General features: G+C 63.5%; 15 protein-coding genes. 10 read left to right on the top strand and 5 right to left on the bottom strand.

Features of this window, described 5'->3' with window-relative positions; genetic code table 11:
- The first annotated feature begins 61 nt into the window (after nt 1-61).
- From CFE28_09865 to CFE28_09855, 3 genes are read left to right on the top strand one after another with little or no spacing between them, the layout of a single operon-like run.
- Entirely contained in the window at nt 62-1,516 is a 1,455-nt protein-coding gene (locus tag CFE28_09865; GenBank protein ID OYU70266.1) for a leucyl aminopeptidase, read from the top strand.
- A gap of 2 nt (nt 1,517-1,518) precedes the next feature.
- Nucleotides 1,519-1,971, top strand: coding sequence for a DNA polymerase III subunit chi (locus CFE28_09860; protein OYU70265.1), 453 nt, complete (start codon nt 1,519-1,521; stop codon nt 1,969-1,971).
- Nucleotides 1,932-2,297, top strand: coding sequence for a peptidase inhibitor I78 (locus CFE28_09855; GenBank protein ID OYU71656.1), 366 nt, complete (start codon nt 1,932-1,934; stop codon nt 2,295-2,297). The genes CFE28_09860 and CFE28_09855 overlap by 40 nt, the downstream gene beginning before the upstream one ends.
- Here CFE28_09855 and CFE28_09850 read toward each other — a convergent pair whose 3' ends face one another.
- The gene (locus CFE28_09850) at nt 2,298-2,477 is read right to left on the bottom strand and encodes a hypothetical protein (GenBank protein ID OYU70264.1); all 180 of its coding nucleotides are present in this window, start codon (nt 2,475-2,477) and stop codon (nt 2,298-2,300) included. It abuts the gene before it with no gap.
- 70 nt (nt 2,478-2,547) lie between these two features.
- Entirely contained in the window at nt 2,548-4,431 is a 1,884-nt protein-coding gene (locus CFE28_09845; protein OYU70263.1) for a glycosyl transferase family 1, read from the bottom strand.
- 150 nt (nt 4,432-4,581) lie between these two features.
- On the opposite strand from CFE28_09845, the gene CFE28_09840 reads away from it, so the two are divergent.
- The 4 genes from CFE28_09840 (at nt 4,582) to CFE28_09825 (ending at nt 8,225) form a co-directional block, all read left to right on the top strand.
- Nucleotides 4,582-5,001, top strand: coding sequence for a nucleoside-diphosphate kinase (locus tag CFE28_09840; protein OYU70262.1), 420 nt, complete (start codon nt 4,582-4,584; stop codon nt 4,999-5,001).
- Between the two features lie 73 nt (nt 5,002-5,074).
- Nucleotides 5,075-6,229, top strand: a complete 1,155-nt coding sequence (locus CFE28_09835) for an acyl-CoA dehydrogenase (GenBank protein ID OYU70261.1) — start codon at nt 5,075-5,077, stop codon at nt 6,227-6,229.
- A complete protein-coding gene (locus CFE28_09830) occupies nt 6,229-7,449 on the top strand; it encodes a carnitine dehydratase (protein ID OYU70260.1) in 1,221 nt (406 codons plus the stop codon). The genes CFE28_09835 and CFE28_09830 overlap by 1 nt, the downstream gene beginning before the upstream one ends.
- On the top strand, nt 7,446-8,225 hold the full coding sequence (locus CFE28_09825; GenBank protein ID OYU70259.1) for an enoyl-CoA hydratase: 780 nt from the start codon (nt 7,446-7,448) through the stop codon (nt 8,223-8,225). Before CFE28_09830 ends, CFE28_09825 begins: the two co-directional genes overlap by 4 nt.
- Before the next feature lie 109 nt (nt 8,226-8,334).
- Here the strand turns inward: CFE28_09825 and CFE28_09820 are convergent, their stop codons facing one another.
- Nucleotides 8,335-9,360, bottom strand: a complete 1,026-nt coding sequence (locus tag CFE28_09820) for a phosphoribosylformylglycinamidine cyclo-ligase (protein ID OYU70258.1) — start codon at nt 9,358-9,360, stop codon at nt 8,335-8,337.
- A 71-nt stretch (nt 9,361-9,431) separates the two neighbouring features.
- Between CFE28_09820 and rnd the strand changes: the two genes are divergently transcribed.
- Genes rnd through CFE28_09805 form a run of 3 tightly spaced genes read left to right on the top strand, consistent with a single transcriptional unit; the run spans nt 9,432 to nt 11,701 of the window.
- Nucleotides 9,432-10,607, top strand: coding sequence for a ribonuclease D (rnd, locus tag CFE28_09815; protein OYU71655.1), 1,176 nt, complete (start codon nt 9,432-9,434; stop codon nt 10,605-10,607).
- Nucleotides 10,608-10,659: 52 nt separating this feature from the next.
- Entirely contained in the window at nt 10,660-11,052 is a 393-nt protein-coding gene (locus tag CFE28_09810) for a hypothetical protein (GenBank protein ID OYU70257.1), read from the top strand.
- 10 nt (nt 11,053-11,062) lie between these two features.
- Nucleotides 11,063-11,701 carry a hypothetical protein gene (locus tag CFE28_09805; protein OYU70256.1) on the top strand — a complete coding sequence of 213 codons (639 nt, stop codon included), beginning with the start codon at nt 11,063-11,065 and terminating at the stop codon, nt 11,699-11,701.
- Between the two features lie 26 nt (nt 11,702-11,727).
- On the opposite strand, the gene CFE28_09800 is transcribed toward CFE28_09805, so the two are convergent.
- Together CFE28_09800 and CFE28_09795 are read right to left on the bottom strand one after the other, a co-directional pair.
- Nucleotides 11,728-12,729 carry a hypothetical protein gene (locus CFE28_09800; protein ID OYU70255.1) on the bottom strand — a complete coding sequence of 334 codons (1,002 nt, stop codon included), beginning with the start codon at nt 12,727-12,729 and terminating at the stop codon, nt 11,728-11,730.
- A gap of 12 nt (nt 12,730-12,741) precedes the next feature.
- Nucleotides 12,742-14,214 (bottom strand): exopolyphosphatase, encoded by a 1,473-nt coding sequence (locus tag CFE28_09795; protein ID OYU70254.1) that lies wholly within the window; start codon nt 14,212-14,214, stop codon nt 12,742-12,744.
- Between the last annotated feature and the right edge of the window lie 44 nt (nt 14,215-14,258).

The following is a 14,258-nucleotide window of genomic DNA, read 5'->3' as shown; positions in this document are numbered from 1 at the left end:
CCTGAAGGGTCGATACCATGGTCGCAGCCTCGTGCGCTTCGTTCCTTTTGAGAGACTTTCCATGCAAATCGCCTTCGTCGCCGCCGACAAAGTCCTTCCTGCAGACGCTGTGCTGGGCCTGTTGATCCCCGAGGGATCAGACCTTCTGGCGGCAGGGGGAAGCTATGCCCGGGCAGCTTCCGGTACCCGTTTTACGGGGGGCAAGGGGCAAACCCTGGACATTCTGGGTTCTGACGCCGCGGCGCGGATTGTTCTGATCGGGGTCGGCAAGGCGGGTGAATTTGACGCCACGGCGGCGGAAAATGGCGCGGCCTCAGCCTATGGCCACGTGAAGGCCTGCGGCCTGTCGTCGCTGCGGCTGGTTCTGCCAGTGGACGACGCTGATCTTGCAGCCCATGCGGCGCTTGGTGCGCGGCTGGCAAGCTACCGGTTTGACAAGTACCGGACCAAGGAAAAGGCCGAGGTGAAGCCGTCCATCGCCAATGTGGAGTTGGTCACGGCCAGTTCAGACGCAGCCAGCGCGGCCTTTGCGCCGTTGGCGGCCCTGGCCGACGCGGTCAGCTTCGCCCGGGATCTGGTTTCCGAGCCGCCGAACGTCCTGTACCCGGCCGAATTCGCCCGCCGCGCCAAATCGCTGGAGAGCCTGGGCCTGCAGGTGGAGATCCTTGGCGAGGCGGAAATGGCCAAGCTGGGCATGGGGTCCTTGCTGGGTGTCGGTCAGGGAAGCGTCCGGGAAAGCCAGCTGGCGGTCCTGAAGTGGAATGGCGCGGCTGACCCGGCGGCGCAGCCCATCGCCTTCGTCGGCAAGGGCGTGTGCTTTGACACCGGCGGCATCAGCCTGAAGCCCGCTGACGGCATGGAAGACATGAAGTGGGACATGGGCGGCGCGGCCGCGGTGGCCGGCCTCATGCACGTCCTGGCGGGCCGCAAGGCCAAGGTGAACGCCGTCGGTATTCTGGGTCTTGTCGAGAACATGCCCGATGGCAACGCCCAACGGCCTGGCGATGTGGTCACCTCCATGTCCGGCCAGACCATCGAGATCATCAATACCGACGCCGAAGGCCGTTTGGTGCTGGCTGACGCCGTCTGGTATTGTCAGGACCGCTTCAAGCCGAAGTTCATTGTCGATCTGGCGACCCTGACCGGGGCCATCATCATTTCCCTGGGCAATGACTATGCCGGTCTGTTCAGCAACAATGACGAGCTTGCCGACAACCTGCTTGCGGCCTCCAAGGTCGAGTCCGAGCCCCTGTGGCGCATGCCCCTGCCGCCACAGTACGACAAGGGCATAGACAGCGTAATCGCAGATATGAAGAACACCGGCGGCCGCCCCGGCGGCTCCATCACTGCGGCCCTATTCATCCAGCGTTTCGTCAATGGCGTGCCCTGGGCACACCTGGACATCGCCTCCACGGCCTGGGCCAAGCCTTCAAGCAAGCCCACCAGCCCGGATGGCGCCACCGGCTACGGCGTACGCTTGCTCAACCGCATGGTTGCAGACAAGTACGAAGGCTGATCGTGACCGCCGCCGAGGTCTGGTTCTATCACCTGGAGAGGTCGAGCCTGGATCAGGTTCTGCCCGAACTTCTGGAGAAGACCCTGGCGAAGGGATGGAAGGCGGTCGTCCGCCCGCCTTCCAACGAGCTGCTCGAGCGGCTGGACCAGTGGCTGTGGTCCTATCGCGATGACAGCTTCCTTCCCCATGGCCCGTCTGCCGAGCCAGCCGCTGCGAGGCAGCCGATCGTTCTGACCACAGGTCCTGAAAACCCCAACCAGGCGCAGGCACTGTTTCTGGTGGAAGGCGCTCCGGTCCAGGACGTGGAAGGCTATGAGCGGTGCGTGATCCTGTTTGATGGCGCTGATGAGGCAGCGCTTGCCCGGGCGCGGGGCCAATGGAAAGCGGTCAAGGCGTCTGGCGCCGCCGCAAGCTACTGGAAGCAGATGGCGCGGGGATGGGAGAAACAGGGATGAGTTTGCACAAGACTTTTATCCTCGTCCTGCTTCTGGGTGTCGCGGGGTGCGCCAGTGAGCCCGCTCAAAAGCCGCCAGCCACATCGCCCGCGCCCTTGCCGCCAGTTTCACCCGCGCCCAGGCCTCAGGCTGAGGATCAGTGCAAGTCCGGTCAGGCTATGGCGCTGATTGGCAGATCCCGACGTGAAATACCTGTGCCTGTCCTGCCTGCCCTTCAACGGGTGGCCTGCACGACCTGTCCGATCACCATGGATTATAATCCACGGCGGCTGAATTTCTTCTTCGACGCCGAAACCGGCCTGATCAAGGAGGTCAGGTGCGGCTAGCTATTTGAGGGCGATTGGCAGATCGATGGCAGGCAGGGTCAGCCTGGTTAGGTCGAGTTGCGCCAGTCCCTTGAGCGGCGCTTCTTCTGCTGCTTCAGCGCCGGCGAAGCCGATGACAGCGGCTGCGCCCACGAGCAGCAGGCGCAGGTATTTCTGAGTCTGCGACAGTTTCACGACCATCCCCCCACAGTTTCCCTTCCGGGAGACTAGCTGATCAATCGTCTTTGGGAAGACGCAAAGCCAACTGGAGTCAGGTCTCTTGCCGGATGGCTTCATAGGCCTCGACGGCGTCCAGCCATTCCGCCTCTGCAGCTTCGAGCTTGGCCTGGGCCTGGTTGCGCTCCCGACCAAGCTCTGCAGCCCGGGCGGGATTCTGGGCAAAGACCTTTGGATCAGTAAGGGCCTTGTCCAGGTCTGCGACAGCCGCAGTTGCGCGCGCCAGGGCGGCCTCAGCACTTTCGGCCCGGCGGCGGGCGGGGCCTGTCGGCACCTTGGCCTTGGGCGCGATCTGCTTTGGCGGCGGTGGTGGGGCTTCGGTCTTGACCTGGGTAGGGCTACGCGCGGCGGCCCTTGAGCGCTCGATCACCAGCTTTGCATAGTCATCCATGTCGCCCTCGAAGGGCGCCAGACCACCGTCAGCTGCAAACCAGAGACGGTCAGCCACCAGCTCCATCAGTGACCTGTCGTGGGTGATCAGGATCACCGCGCCCTCATAGTCATTGAGGGCGTCCAGCAGGGCGCGGCGGCTGTCTATGTCCAGGTGGTTGGTGGGTTCGTCGAGGATCAGAAGGTGAGGGGCTTCGAGTGCTACCATGTTCAGCAACAGGCGGGCCCGCTCGCCGCCGGACAGGTTGGCGACCTTGGTCTCGACCTTCTGGAAACCGATTCCCCATTGGGCCAGGCGGGCGCGGCGGCTGGCCTCACTGGATTCGGGCATGGCGCGGCGGATGATTTCCAGCGGGGTGTCGCTGGGATCCATGGCCTCGATCTGGTGCTGGTGAAACCAGCCAACCTTCAGGCGCCTGTCACGACGCATTTCTCCTGACTGGGGCTCCAGGGCGCCGGCCACCAGCTTGGCGAAGGTGGACTTGCCTGCGCCATTCACCCCCAGAATGCCGATACGGTCATCCAGGTCGATGCGAAGGTTCATGCCCTTGAGGATCGGCTTTCCCGCTTCATAACCGGCAGAGACACCTTCCAGCCGGATGAGGGGCGGGGGCAGGGGCTTTTCCGGCGAGGGCAGGATGAAGGGCGCGGTATGCTCTGCGGCCACTGGCGACACCGGCGGAAGCTTGGCCAGCTGCTTCAGGCGCGACTGGGCCTGGGCGGCCTTGGAAGCCTTGGCCCGGAACCGGTCCACGAAGGCCTGAAGGTGGGCGCGCTGGGCATCGACCTTGGAGCGGGTGGATTCCTGGAGCCGCGCCCGCTCTTCGCGCTGGCGCTCGAAATTGTCGTAATTGCCGGGATAGAGGTCCAGCTTGCCGTCGATCAGATGCAGTATGTGGTCGACGGAATTGTTCAGGATTTCGCGATCGTGGCTGATGATGATCGCCGTGTTGGGATAGCGGCGCAGGCGGGCTTCCAGCCAGAGGGCGCCCTCAAGGTCGAGATAGTTGGTGGGCTCATCGAGCAGCAGCAGGTCCGGCTCGGCGAACAGGGCCGCAGCCAGCGCCACCCGCATCCGCCAGCCTCCGGAAAACTCCGCCATGGCCCGCGACAGGTCTGCGTGGGAAAAACCAAGGCCGGAAAGGATTTCAGCTGCTCGGCTCGGCGCCCGGTCCGCACCGATTTCCGACAGGCGGGCATAGATTTCGCCCAGGTGCTCGGGGTCAGCTGTTTCCAGGCTGGCGGTCAGGCGCTCGCGCTCCTCATCGGCGGCGAGCACGGTGTCCAGCAGGCTGACAGGTGTCGCAGGATGTTCCTGGTCAACCGAAGCCACGCGGGCCGTCTTGGGATAGCTGATTTCGCCATCACCGGCGTGGAGCTGGTCCAGCACAAGCTTGAAAAGCGTGGACTTGCCGACCCCGTTTCGGCCCACCAGACCGACCTTTGCGCTCACAGGCAGGCTGACGGTCGCGTGGTCGAAGAACCGGCGTCCCCAGGAGTCGAAGGTCAGATCGTTGATTTGCAACATGGCGGTGGCGGGCTTTAGCAGACGACGAATGCTGCGTCGCGGCAGGAATGCGTTTTCCGCGTATTGGCCTGACAGGGACAGGCGGTTATAAGCCGCCACCCGTTTGGGGGACCCTCCGCCCGAGCCCTAAAGAAAAAAGACACCGAGACCATGACTGAACGCACCTTCTCGATCATCAAGCCCGACGCGACCAAGCGCAACCTGACCGGCAAGATCAACGCCGTGATCGAAGACGCGGGCCTGCGTATTGTGGCTCAGCGCCGCATCCAGATGACCGAAGCCCAGGCCAAGAAGTTCTACGAAGTCCACGCCGAGCGCCCCTTCTATGGCGAACTGGTCGAAACCATGACCTCGGCCCCAGTGGTCGTGCAGGTTCTGGAAGGCGACAACGCCATGGCCCGCTATCGCGAAGTCATGGGCGCCACCAACCCTGAGCAGGCTGCTGAAGGCACCATCCGCAAGCTGTTCGCCCTGAATGTCGGCGAAAATTCGGTCCATGGTTCTGACAGCCAGGAAAACGCCAAGCTCGAAATCGCCCAGTTCTTCACTGATGCCGACATCGTCGGCTAAGCGCCAAAGGCGCGCGGGGGCGGTTTCCAAACCTGCGCGCCTGGGTTAGCTGCTCTCCCTGCGAGGGAGAGCCATGGCTTCAGAAACCCACACAGAGATTCGGGACGCCGTGCGGCGTCTCTGCGGTCAGTTTCCCGGGCCCTACTGGAGGGCCAAGGACCGTGACCGCGCCTATCCCACAGAATTCGTCACCGCCCTGACCGAAGCCGGCTTCCTGTCCGTGCTGATTCCCGAAGCCTATGGCGGCTCTGGGTTGGGCTTGTCTGCGGCCACGGCCGTCCTCGAAGAGATCCACCGGTCAGGCAGCAATGGCGGCGCATGCCATGCCCAGATGTACACCATGGGCACCCTGCTCAAGCATGGCAGCGAGGCCCAGAAGCAGGCCTATTTGCCAAAGATTGCGTCCGGAGAGATCCGCCTGCAGGCCTTCGGGGTCACTGAACCCGGGGCCGGCACTGACACCACCCGCATTAGCACTTTCGCGCGCCGCGATGGCGATGACTTTGTGGTCAATGGCCAGAAGATCTGGATCAGCCGTGCCGAACACTCCGACCTGATGGTCCTGCTGTGCCGCACAACGGCGCGGGAAGACGCCGCAAGGTCCAGCGACGGCATGAGTGTCCTGCTGGTCGATCTGCGCCAGGCCATCGGACACGGCCTGACCATCCGCCCCATCCGGACCATGCTCAATCACGCCACCACAGAGCTTTTCTTTGACGACCTGCGGGTCCCGGCCGCCAATCTGATCGGCGAGGAAGGCAAGGGTTTCCGCTATATCCTCGACGGCATGAACGCCGAAAGGATCCTGATCGCCGCCGAGTGCATCGGCGACGCCAAGTTCTTCATCGACCGGGCCAGCGCCTATGCCAAGGAACGGGAGGTGTTCGGCGGGCCGATTGGCGCCAATCAGGGGGTCCAGTTTCCCATAGCCCGCGCCCATATCCAGATGAGCGCAGCCGAGCTGATGGTGCAGCACGCCGCCGACCTGTTCGACGCAGGTCAGCCCTGCGGCACGGAGGCCAATATGGCCAAGATGCTCGCCTCCGAGGCCTCCTGGTTCGCGGCGGATACTGCAATCCAGGTGCATGGCGGCTTCGGTTTCGCCGAGGACTATGACATCGAGCGGAAGTTCCGGGAGACCCGGCTCTATCAAGTGGCCCCGATCTCCACCAATCTGATCCTCAGCCACGTGGGCACCCACGTGCTGGGCATGCCCAAGAGCTTCTGATGTACGACCTTCTGAAAGGCCTTCGCGTTGTCGAAGGCTCCGCCTTCGTCGCCGGACCCACCTGCGGGCTCTATCTTGCCCAGCTGGGCGCCGAGGTGATCCGCTTCGACAATATTGGCGGGGGGCCGGATTTCCGGCGCTGGCCGCTCACCGAGGCAGGAGACAGCCTCTACTGGGAGGGGCTGAACAAGTCGAAGAAGTCCATCGCCATCGACCTGGGCCGGCCCGAGGGGCGCGAACTCGCCCAACGGCTGGCGGCGGCGCCCGGCGAGGAAGGTGGGGTTTTTGTCACCAACTTTCCGGTGGAAGGCTTTCTTTCCTATGAGAAACTCGCCGCCCTGAGGCCGGACCTGATCTGTGTCCGGGTCATGGGGTGGGCTGATGGCCGACCGGCCGTGGATTATACGGTCAACAGCGCCGTAGGTGTTCCCTTGATCACCGGCCATCCTGACGACCCGCGCCCGGTCAATCATGTCCTGCCGGCCTGGGACCTGCTGACCGGCGCCTATGCCGCATTTTCCCTGGTGTCAGCCCTGCTGGCCAGAAGCCGGGATGGGAAGGGGCGGGAGGTCCGTATTCCACTGTCCGACATGGCGGCGTCGACCCTGGCCAACCTCGGATTCCTCGCCGAGTCCACCGTCGGGCCCGGCGACCGCCAACGCATGGGCAATGACCTGTTCGGCGCGTTTGGCCGGGACTTCGTGACCGCGGACGGCACGCGGATCATGCTGGTGGCGATTACGGGTCGGCAGTGGAGCGGAATTCAGGATGTTCTTGAAATCGCGCCACAAATATCTGCACTGGAAGCCGAGCTGGGTGTGAACTTCGCAGCCGATGAAGGTTTGAGGTTTGCCCACCGCGACCGGCTGTTTCCCGTTTTTGAGCAGGCCTTCGCCGCCAAGACCCTGGATCATCTGAGGCCGGTCTTCGAGCAGCTGGGTGTTTGTTGGGGTCCCTATCAGACCATGAGTCAGGCGGCGCAGGACCCGCGACTGTTTGTCGGCAACCCGGTCTTCTCGGATATGCTCCATCCCAGCGGCAAGGCCTATCCCGCCCCCGGATTCGCGGCGACCCTGCCTCAGGATCAGAGGGCCACGCCCCGGCCCGCAGCACGTCTGGGGCAACATACCGACGAGGTTCTGGCCAATTTGCTGGGGCTTTCCGGACTGGAAATCGGCCGGCTGCATGACGCCGGCATTGTTGCAGGACCCTCACAATGACCCAGACCATCAGCCTGCTGGAGCCCTCAAAGGGCGTGCACCTTGTGACACTGTCGCGCCCGGCGCAGGCCAACGCCCTGTCCACGGATTTGGGCCGGGAACTGCTGGGCCTCTGGCTGGCCCTGGCGGCTGATCACAATGTCAGGGCGGTTGTCCTGACCGGCGAGGGGCGGTTCTTCTGCGCCGGGGCCGACCTGAAAGAGCGCGACGGCATGACCGATGACGCCTGGGCCCTGCAGCACAAGTTGTTCGAGGACATGATCAGGGCCCAGCTGGCCTGTCCCTTCCCGGTGATCGCCGCCATCAATGGTGCGGCCATGGGCGGCGGCGCAGAAATGGCCCTGGCCTGCGACTTCGCCTGGGCCAGCGAGACCGCGAAGATCGGCCTTCCTGAGGCTGGGCTGGGCATTATTCCCGGGCTTGGAGGCACCCAGTTGCTGACCCGCGCGGTCGGCGAGCGCCGGGCGGCTGAAATGCTGATGAGCGGGGTTCCGGTGGACGCCGCAGAGGCCCTGTCCATTGGTCTGGTGAACAGGGTCTGCGCGCCCGACGCCCTGGTGAATGAAGCTCTGGCCCGCGCCGACCTGATCGCCAGCAAGGCCCCGCTGTCCATTCGCGCCGTCAAGGCTGTCGTCCGGACAGGCGCTGTTCTGCCCGTCGACCAGGCCATGGATCTGGAATTGCGGGAGTACAACCGCCTTTTCACCACCAATGACCGTCGCGAGGGTGTCGCGGCCTTCAACCAGAAGCGCCCGGCGCGGTTTGAAGGAAACTAGAGCAGGACCCGATAAGCGGGAACCGGTTATCGGATCCAGTCATGCTCTAAGCTATTGAATTAGAGCCGGTTCTGACCCTTCAGACGATTCCGTCTAGAGGGAACAGGCTCTAGGCGGCGACCAGCTGACCACAGATGAAGGCGTCCTCGCCGGCCGCCAGGAGTTCGGTCAGAACCTCCGGCGCGTCCTGAGGCGCCACGATCAGGATCAGCCCGACGCCGCAATTGAAGGTGCGGCGAAGTTCATGGTCGCTGATCCCGCCTTCCGCCTGCAGCCAGGCGAAAACCGGGGGCAGGGGCCATGCGCCCCAATCGAACTGGGCGTCCAGGCCTTTGGCGATAGCGCGGGGGGGATTTTCAATCAGACCGCCGCCGGTAATGTGGGCGCATCCCTTGATGCGGCCGGCCTTGATCTGCGGCAGGACCGACTTGATGTAGATCCGGGTCGGCGCCATCAGCGCCTCAGCCAGGGTCTGGTCCGGGGCAAAGGGCGCCTTGGCGGACCACGCCAGGCCTGAACGCTCAACCACGCGACGCACAAGGGAATAGCCGTTTGAGTGGGGCCCCGATGAGCCCAGGCCGATGATCACGTCCCCAGGGGCCTGGTCATCCAGCCGCGGCAGCACGGCGCCGCGCTCGACGGCGCCGACCGAAAAGCCCGCCAGGTCATAGTCGCCCTCGCCATACATGCCGGGCATTTCGGCGGTTTCGCCGCCGACGAGGGCGCAGCCGGCGCGTTTGCAGCCCTCGGCTATGCCGGCCACCACCCGCGTGGCTTCCTCGACATTGAGTTTCCCGGTGGCGAAATAATCGAGGAAGAGCAGGGGTTCAGCGCCCTGGGCCAGAAGGTCATTGACGCACATGGCCACCAGATCGATCCCGACCGTGTCATGCAGGCCCGTATCGATGGCCACCTTGAGCTTGGTGCCCACGCCGTCCGTCGTCGAAACCAGGAGAGGATCTGAATACCCGGCCGCCTTGAGGTCGAACAGGGCGCCGAAGCCGCCCAGAGCCGCGTCTGCGCCAGGACGGCGGGTGGCCTTGGCCAGGGGCTTGATCTTCTCGATCAGGGCGTTGCCGGCGTCGATGTCCACACCGGCCTGGGCATAGGTCAGTCCGTTCTGCCGGTCGCTCATAACTGTAAGACTTTCAAGAAATTTGCTTGCGGGGTTGCAGACTCGGGGCCTGGGCGGGCTATAGCTAAATGATGACGCCGATTACAACCACCGCCGAACTGCAGGCGTTTTGTGACAAGATCAAGGGCCAGCCCTTTGTCGCCGTGGACACAGAGTTCATGCGTGAGACAACCTACTGGCCCATGCTGTGCCTGATCCAGGCTGCGACCCCCGATGCGGAGGCAGTCATTGACCCTCTGGCGGAGGGGCTGGATCTCGAGCCATTCCTGCAGGTCCTGCGCGACCCGACCATTGAAAAGGTCTTCCACGCCGCAAGGCAGGACGTGGAAATATTCCATAATCTCAAGGCCATGCCCCGGCCCCTGTTCGACACCCAGGTTGCTGGCATGGCGGCGGGATTTGGCGAGCAGATCGCCTACGACGCCCTGGTCCGGCACATGCTGAAGATCGAACTGGACAAGTCCAGCCGGTTTACCGATTGGGCCCGGCGTCCCCTGACCGACGCCCAGCTTACCTATGCCCTGGCCGACGTCACCCATCTGGCACGTCTCTATCCCATGCTCAAACAGCGCCTCGAGAAAGAGGGCCGGCTGGCCTGGGTGACCGACGAAATGCAGAATCTCTGTGATCCGGCGCTCTATGACGTTGAGCCCGAGAATGCCTGGAAGCGTCTGCGGCCCCGTAAGCACACGGCCAAGTACCTGGCCGTCTACAAGGCTGTGGCAGCCTGGCGTGAGCGGACAGCCCAGCAGCGCGATCAGCCTCGCGGCCGGATCCTGAAGGATGACGCCATCGACGAACTGGCGACCCAGGCGCCCACAGACGCTGGCCAGATCGACCGGTTGAGATCGGTTCCCAAGGGCTTTTCCGGTTCGCGGTTCGGACCTGACCTGCTTGAGGCGATCCGTGAAGCCCTCAAGGACCCCGAGGCCTATGCGCCAGTCGTCGAAAAGCCCAGGACTTCTCCGTCGCCGGCCGCCGGCGCCGTCGTGGAACTTCTGAAGGTGCTTCTGAAGGCGCGGGCCGAGGATGCTGGCGTCGCGTCCAAGCTGATTGCGACGGTGTCAGACCTCGAAATGATCGCCAATGACGATGATGCGGCCACGCCGGCGCTCACAGGCTGGCGCTTTGAAGCCTTTGGCGAGGACGCCCTGCGTCTGAAGCGCGGGGAGTTGGCCCTGGTGCTGGATGGAACCCGTGTGCGGGTTGTTGAAGTCAGGCGCGCGCCCAAGCCGCAGGCGATGTGACTTGCAACGCCTCCGGCATGAGCCCATCTGAGGGGACATTCCGGAGACTGTCGTGCGCTTCATCCTCAATATCCTGTGGTTTGTCCTTGGCGGATGGGTTTCCGGCCTGCTGTGGTGCCTGTCTGGAGTCCTTCTGGCGATCACCATCATCGGCCTTCCCTGGGCGCTAGCAGCCTTCCGGATCGCCAGCTTCAGCGCCTGGCCCTTTGGACGTCAGGTCATCTCCCGGGCGGACCGCGGTGAATCCGACCTGGGGACAGGGGCGCTCGGCCTGCTGCTGAATGTTGTCTGGTTCGTACTTGGCGGCTGGTACCTGGCCATCAACCACATCATTCTGGGCGTCGGGCTTTGCGTGACGATCATCGGCATACCTTTTGGTCTGCAGCACCTGAAACTTGCCGTGATTTCTCTCGCGCCAATCGGTAAGACCGTGGTCAGGATTTGAGAGCTTTCCAGTGACCATTATTCATTTGTCGGATTTCGTAGCCCAGTATGGCTACCTGGCTGTTTTCGGCCTGATCTTCTTTCAGACGATTGGAATTCCGCTGCCTGGGGAGGCGGCGTTGATCGCTGCTGCCGTCTATGCCCAGCACACCCACAAGATCGACATCGTAGACATTGTACTGGTCGCAGCCCTGGCGACCTGTCTCGGGGGCATGGTCGGTTACTGGATCGGTCGGCGTGGCGGATATCCCGTTCTGATGCGCCACGGCCACCACGTAGGCCTGACTCCCGCACGCATGCGCCTGGGCGGATACCTTTTCCAGTTTCATGGGGGCAAGATCCTGCTGTTTGGACGACTGATGGCGGTCCTGCGGGTCTATCAATCAATCCTGGCCGGAATTTATCGCATGCCATTTCGGCGCTTCATGGCCTTCAGCGGCGCAGGCGCCATGCTTTGGGCGGCGGTCGTGGGCTATGGCGCCTATGGATTTGGTGGCCTTTTCAACAGCATGGCCGGAATTCTGGCCTGGGCGACCCTGGCCCTTGGCCTGGCAATTCTCGTGTTTGCAGCGGTCTATCTCAAGCGCCAGGAAGGCGTGCTCCAGGCTCGCGCCGACGCGGCATTGCTAGGCTCGGAGCAAGGCGCTTGAGCCCCAGCCTTCAGGATGGCATCGTCTCAGGGGACGATGTTCGTAAGGCCGACTTCTTCCCGTGAAGCTTCGTTCAGGAGGGCCTCGCGAGACAGGTAGCGGGACAGGTTGGCGACAAACAGCTCATCTCCCCGTTCCAGAACGCCTTCTCCTGAATTGGACGTGTGGGCCGAGACCCGAATCTGGGGGTGACTCCAGATCCAGTGATCTTCCGGCAGGGGCTCTGTCTGAAAAACATCCAGCACGGCATGGGCTGGGCGGCCCTCAGCCAGGCCACGCCTGAGGGCGTCCTCGTCCACAAGGCCTCCACGGCCGATATTGATCAGGATGGATCCAGCCTGGAGACCGCTGAAGAATGAATCGTCAGCGAGGTTCCGGGTTTCATCCGTCAGGGCGCAGGCAAGAACCACAACATCGGAGTCCTGCAGAACCTCACCAAGAGCCTCCAGCCCCAGAACCCGATCAACCAGAGGATCCGGAGCAACCTGCCGCCTGAGGACCGTCACATGCGCCCCGAAGGCCTTTGCCCTGACAGCGATCGCCTTGCCGATGGCGCCATACCCGATCAGGGTCCAGCGGGTCTGGCCGATCTCCTTGTACGGGGTCGGGGCCCATACCTTCTGGCCCTGCAACTCGGCCTGTCTTGCTATGGGCAGGATCAGACTGATGGCGTGTCCAACCACATACTCAGCTATCGGGACAGACTGGGCGTCGGACTTGGTGATCCGGACACCCTTTTCCATGATGGCGCGGAAGACCGGCGCATCCAGGCCGGCATTGAAGGTCTGCATCCACTGTCCCTTGGCGCCCTTGAGCACCACGCGCAGCAGATCGGGCAGCATGCCGTTCTTGTAGAGGTCCAGGCTGGACCAGATCAGGTCCGGGTCAATCTGGGAGGTCGGGATCTCCTGGCCGTTCCGTTCAAACCTCCCGGGCGCAGCCAGTGTGACAACCTCAAGGTCCCGAAGCAGGCCGGCTGCCCGATCAGAAATGCGGTTCAGGGCTTGAGCGCCGATGAGCAACTGCATGGAGGCGTGTCCTTATCCGAGGTCCAGCTTGACCCGCAGCACCTGGGCCAGGGTTGTAGCGCGCTTGATGGTCTGTTCGCCGAGCAGCATGTCTTCCCAGCCAGAGTCCGCGCGCAGGGCGAGCTTCTCGGGTGTCAGGGTGATGGTCAGGTGGGAAAGCAGTTCCGGATTGCGCCCCGCGATATCGCATCCAAGCCGGACAGCGGCGCCGAGGGTCCGGGCGCGCAGGCGACGATCCGGGGATAACAGCCTTGCGACCACATTCTGCTCGGGATGGGATGTCGCCGATGTATGGCGCGAGAACGCCGCGCAGGCCAGGAAGGCGCGTTCTGCATGGGACATGCCCGCTATGGGCGCCCGCAGGACCTGGTCGAAGGCCAGGTCCGCACGGTGATCGGGGTGGAGACGGGCTCCGAGGTCGGCAAGGCGGCAGGCCGCCGCGATCAGGGTGGGGTCGCGGTCGCCGAAGAGGTTTTCCAGTTCCCGGAATATCGGCGCGACCCAGGCTTCCAGTGACGGACCAATAGGGGAGAAGGCCCCGGGTGAGGATGTCAGGGCCTCGCAACCTTCAATAAGCGGGTCGGTTGCCTGGGCTTCCGGCGACATGGCTTCAAACAGCAGCCCCTCCCGGAGGCCGAAGGCTGAGACGACCACTCTCTGGACAGCCAGCTTTTCGATCAGTGCCTCCAGCACCACGGCGGCGTAGGGCAGGGTGTCGAAACGTTTCTTCGAGAGGCCGTCAATGCCTTCAAGGGAGCTTCGGGACTGCCGGGCTACGAAGCGAGCCACATCAATCGCGTCAGATCGACTCATCTCGTACTGATGGGCCACGTGAAGCGGGTAGTCGGCCATGGCCATGTGGAGCAGGCCGAGGTTACGCCATGCGCCCCCAACGGCATGGAATTCCGCCGTCGAAAAGCCCTTCGCCAGGGGCGACAAGGCGGCTTCCGTCTTGCGGCGAACCTTGTCGATATCAATAGGTCTGGGGGCTCCCAGTGCAAATGGGCCCAGAGGGAGTGTCACCCCCGCACCCGGCGCACTCAAGGGGGTCAGCTCAAGGCTGGAGCCCCCGAGGTCGCCGACGATTCCAGCCGCATTCGGATGCCCTGCGACAACGCCCAATGCTGCATAGCGCGCCTCTTCTTCACCAGACAGGATGCGCACCTGAAGACCGGTCTCATCCATCACCCTCTGGACAAATGACATGCCATCCCTGGCGTCCCGAACGGCCGCTGTGGCGACAACCGCAATGTCTCTGGTCTCCCAGCCTCCCAGGACCACCTTGAAACGGCGGAGGGCTTTCAGGGCTGTCTCGACCCCTTCAGGGGAAAGACGCCTGCTTGAGGCGAGATCCCGTCCAAGACCTGCAAGGGCTTTTTCATTGAACAAGGTCCAGATCGCACGGCCTTCGATGCGATAGATCACCAGGCGGACGGAATTCGAGCCGATATCAATTACGGCTGCCTGTCGTCGGCTTCGCGGCAAGGTGTGTTCCTGGTCGGGCCCGGATTAGGGAAGGCGCCCGGGCC

It is taken from the genome of Alphaproteobacteria bacterium PA2 (assembly GCA_002256425.1).
In the GTDB taxonomy this organism is placed as follows: Bacteria; Pseudomonadota; Alphaproteobacteria; order Caulobacterales; family Caulobacteraceae; genus Phenylobacterium.
Note: the sequence above shows the minus strand (reverse complement) of the source record. Positions and strands in the feature narration are given on the sequence as shown.

What these genes read in the sequence shown, in the direction of transcription:
- CFE28_09845 (OYU70263.1), bottom strand. Translation starts at nt 4,431, where the DNA reads ATGTTGCAAATCAACGATCTGACCTTCGACTCCTGGGGACGCCGGTTC.
- CFE28_09825 (OYU70259.1), top strand. Translation starts at nt 7,446, where the DNA reads ATGACCCAGACCATCAGCCTGCTGGAGCCCTCAAAGGGCGTGCACCTT.
- CFE28_09865 (OYU70266.1), top strand. Translation starts at nt 62, where the DNA reads ATGCAAATCGCCTTCGTCGCCGCCGACAAAGTCCTTCCTGCAGACGCT.
- CFE28_09830 (OYU70260.1), top strand. Translation starts at nt 6,229, where the DNA reads ATGTACGACCTTCTGAAAGGCCTTCGCGTTGTCGAAGGCTCCGCCTTC.
- CFE28_09820 (OYU70258.1), bottom strand. Translation starts at nt 9,360, where the DNA reads ATGAGCGACCGGCAGAACGGACTGACCTATGCCCAGGCCGGTGTGGAC.
- CFE28_09850 (OYU70264.1), bottom strand. Translation starts at nt 2,477, where the DNA reads ATGGTCGTGAAACTGTCGCAGACTCAGAAATACCTGCGCCTGCTGCTC.
- CFE28_09840 (OYU70262.1), top strand. Translation starts at nt 4,582, where the DNA reads ATGACTGAACGCACCTTCTCGATCATCAAGCCCGACGCGACCAAGCGC.
- CFE28_09800 (OYU70255.1), bottom strand. Translation starts at nt 12,729, where the DNA reads ATGCAGTTGCTCATCGGCGCTCAAGCCCTGAACCGCATTTCTGATCGG.
- CFE28_09835 (OYU70261.1), top strand. Translation starts at nt 5,075, where the DNA reads ATGGCTTCAGAAACCCACACAGAGATTCGGGACGCCGTGCGGCGTCTC.
- rnd (OYU71655.1), top strand. Translation starts at nt 9,432, where the DNA reads ATGACGCCGATTACAACCACCGCCGAACTGCAGGCGTTTTGTGACAAG.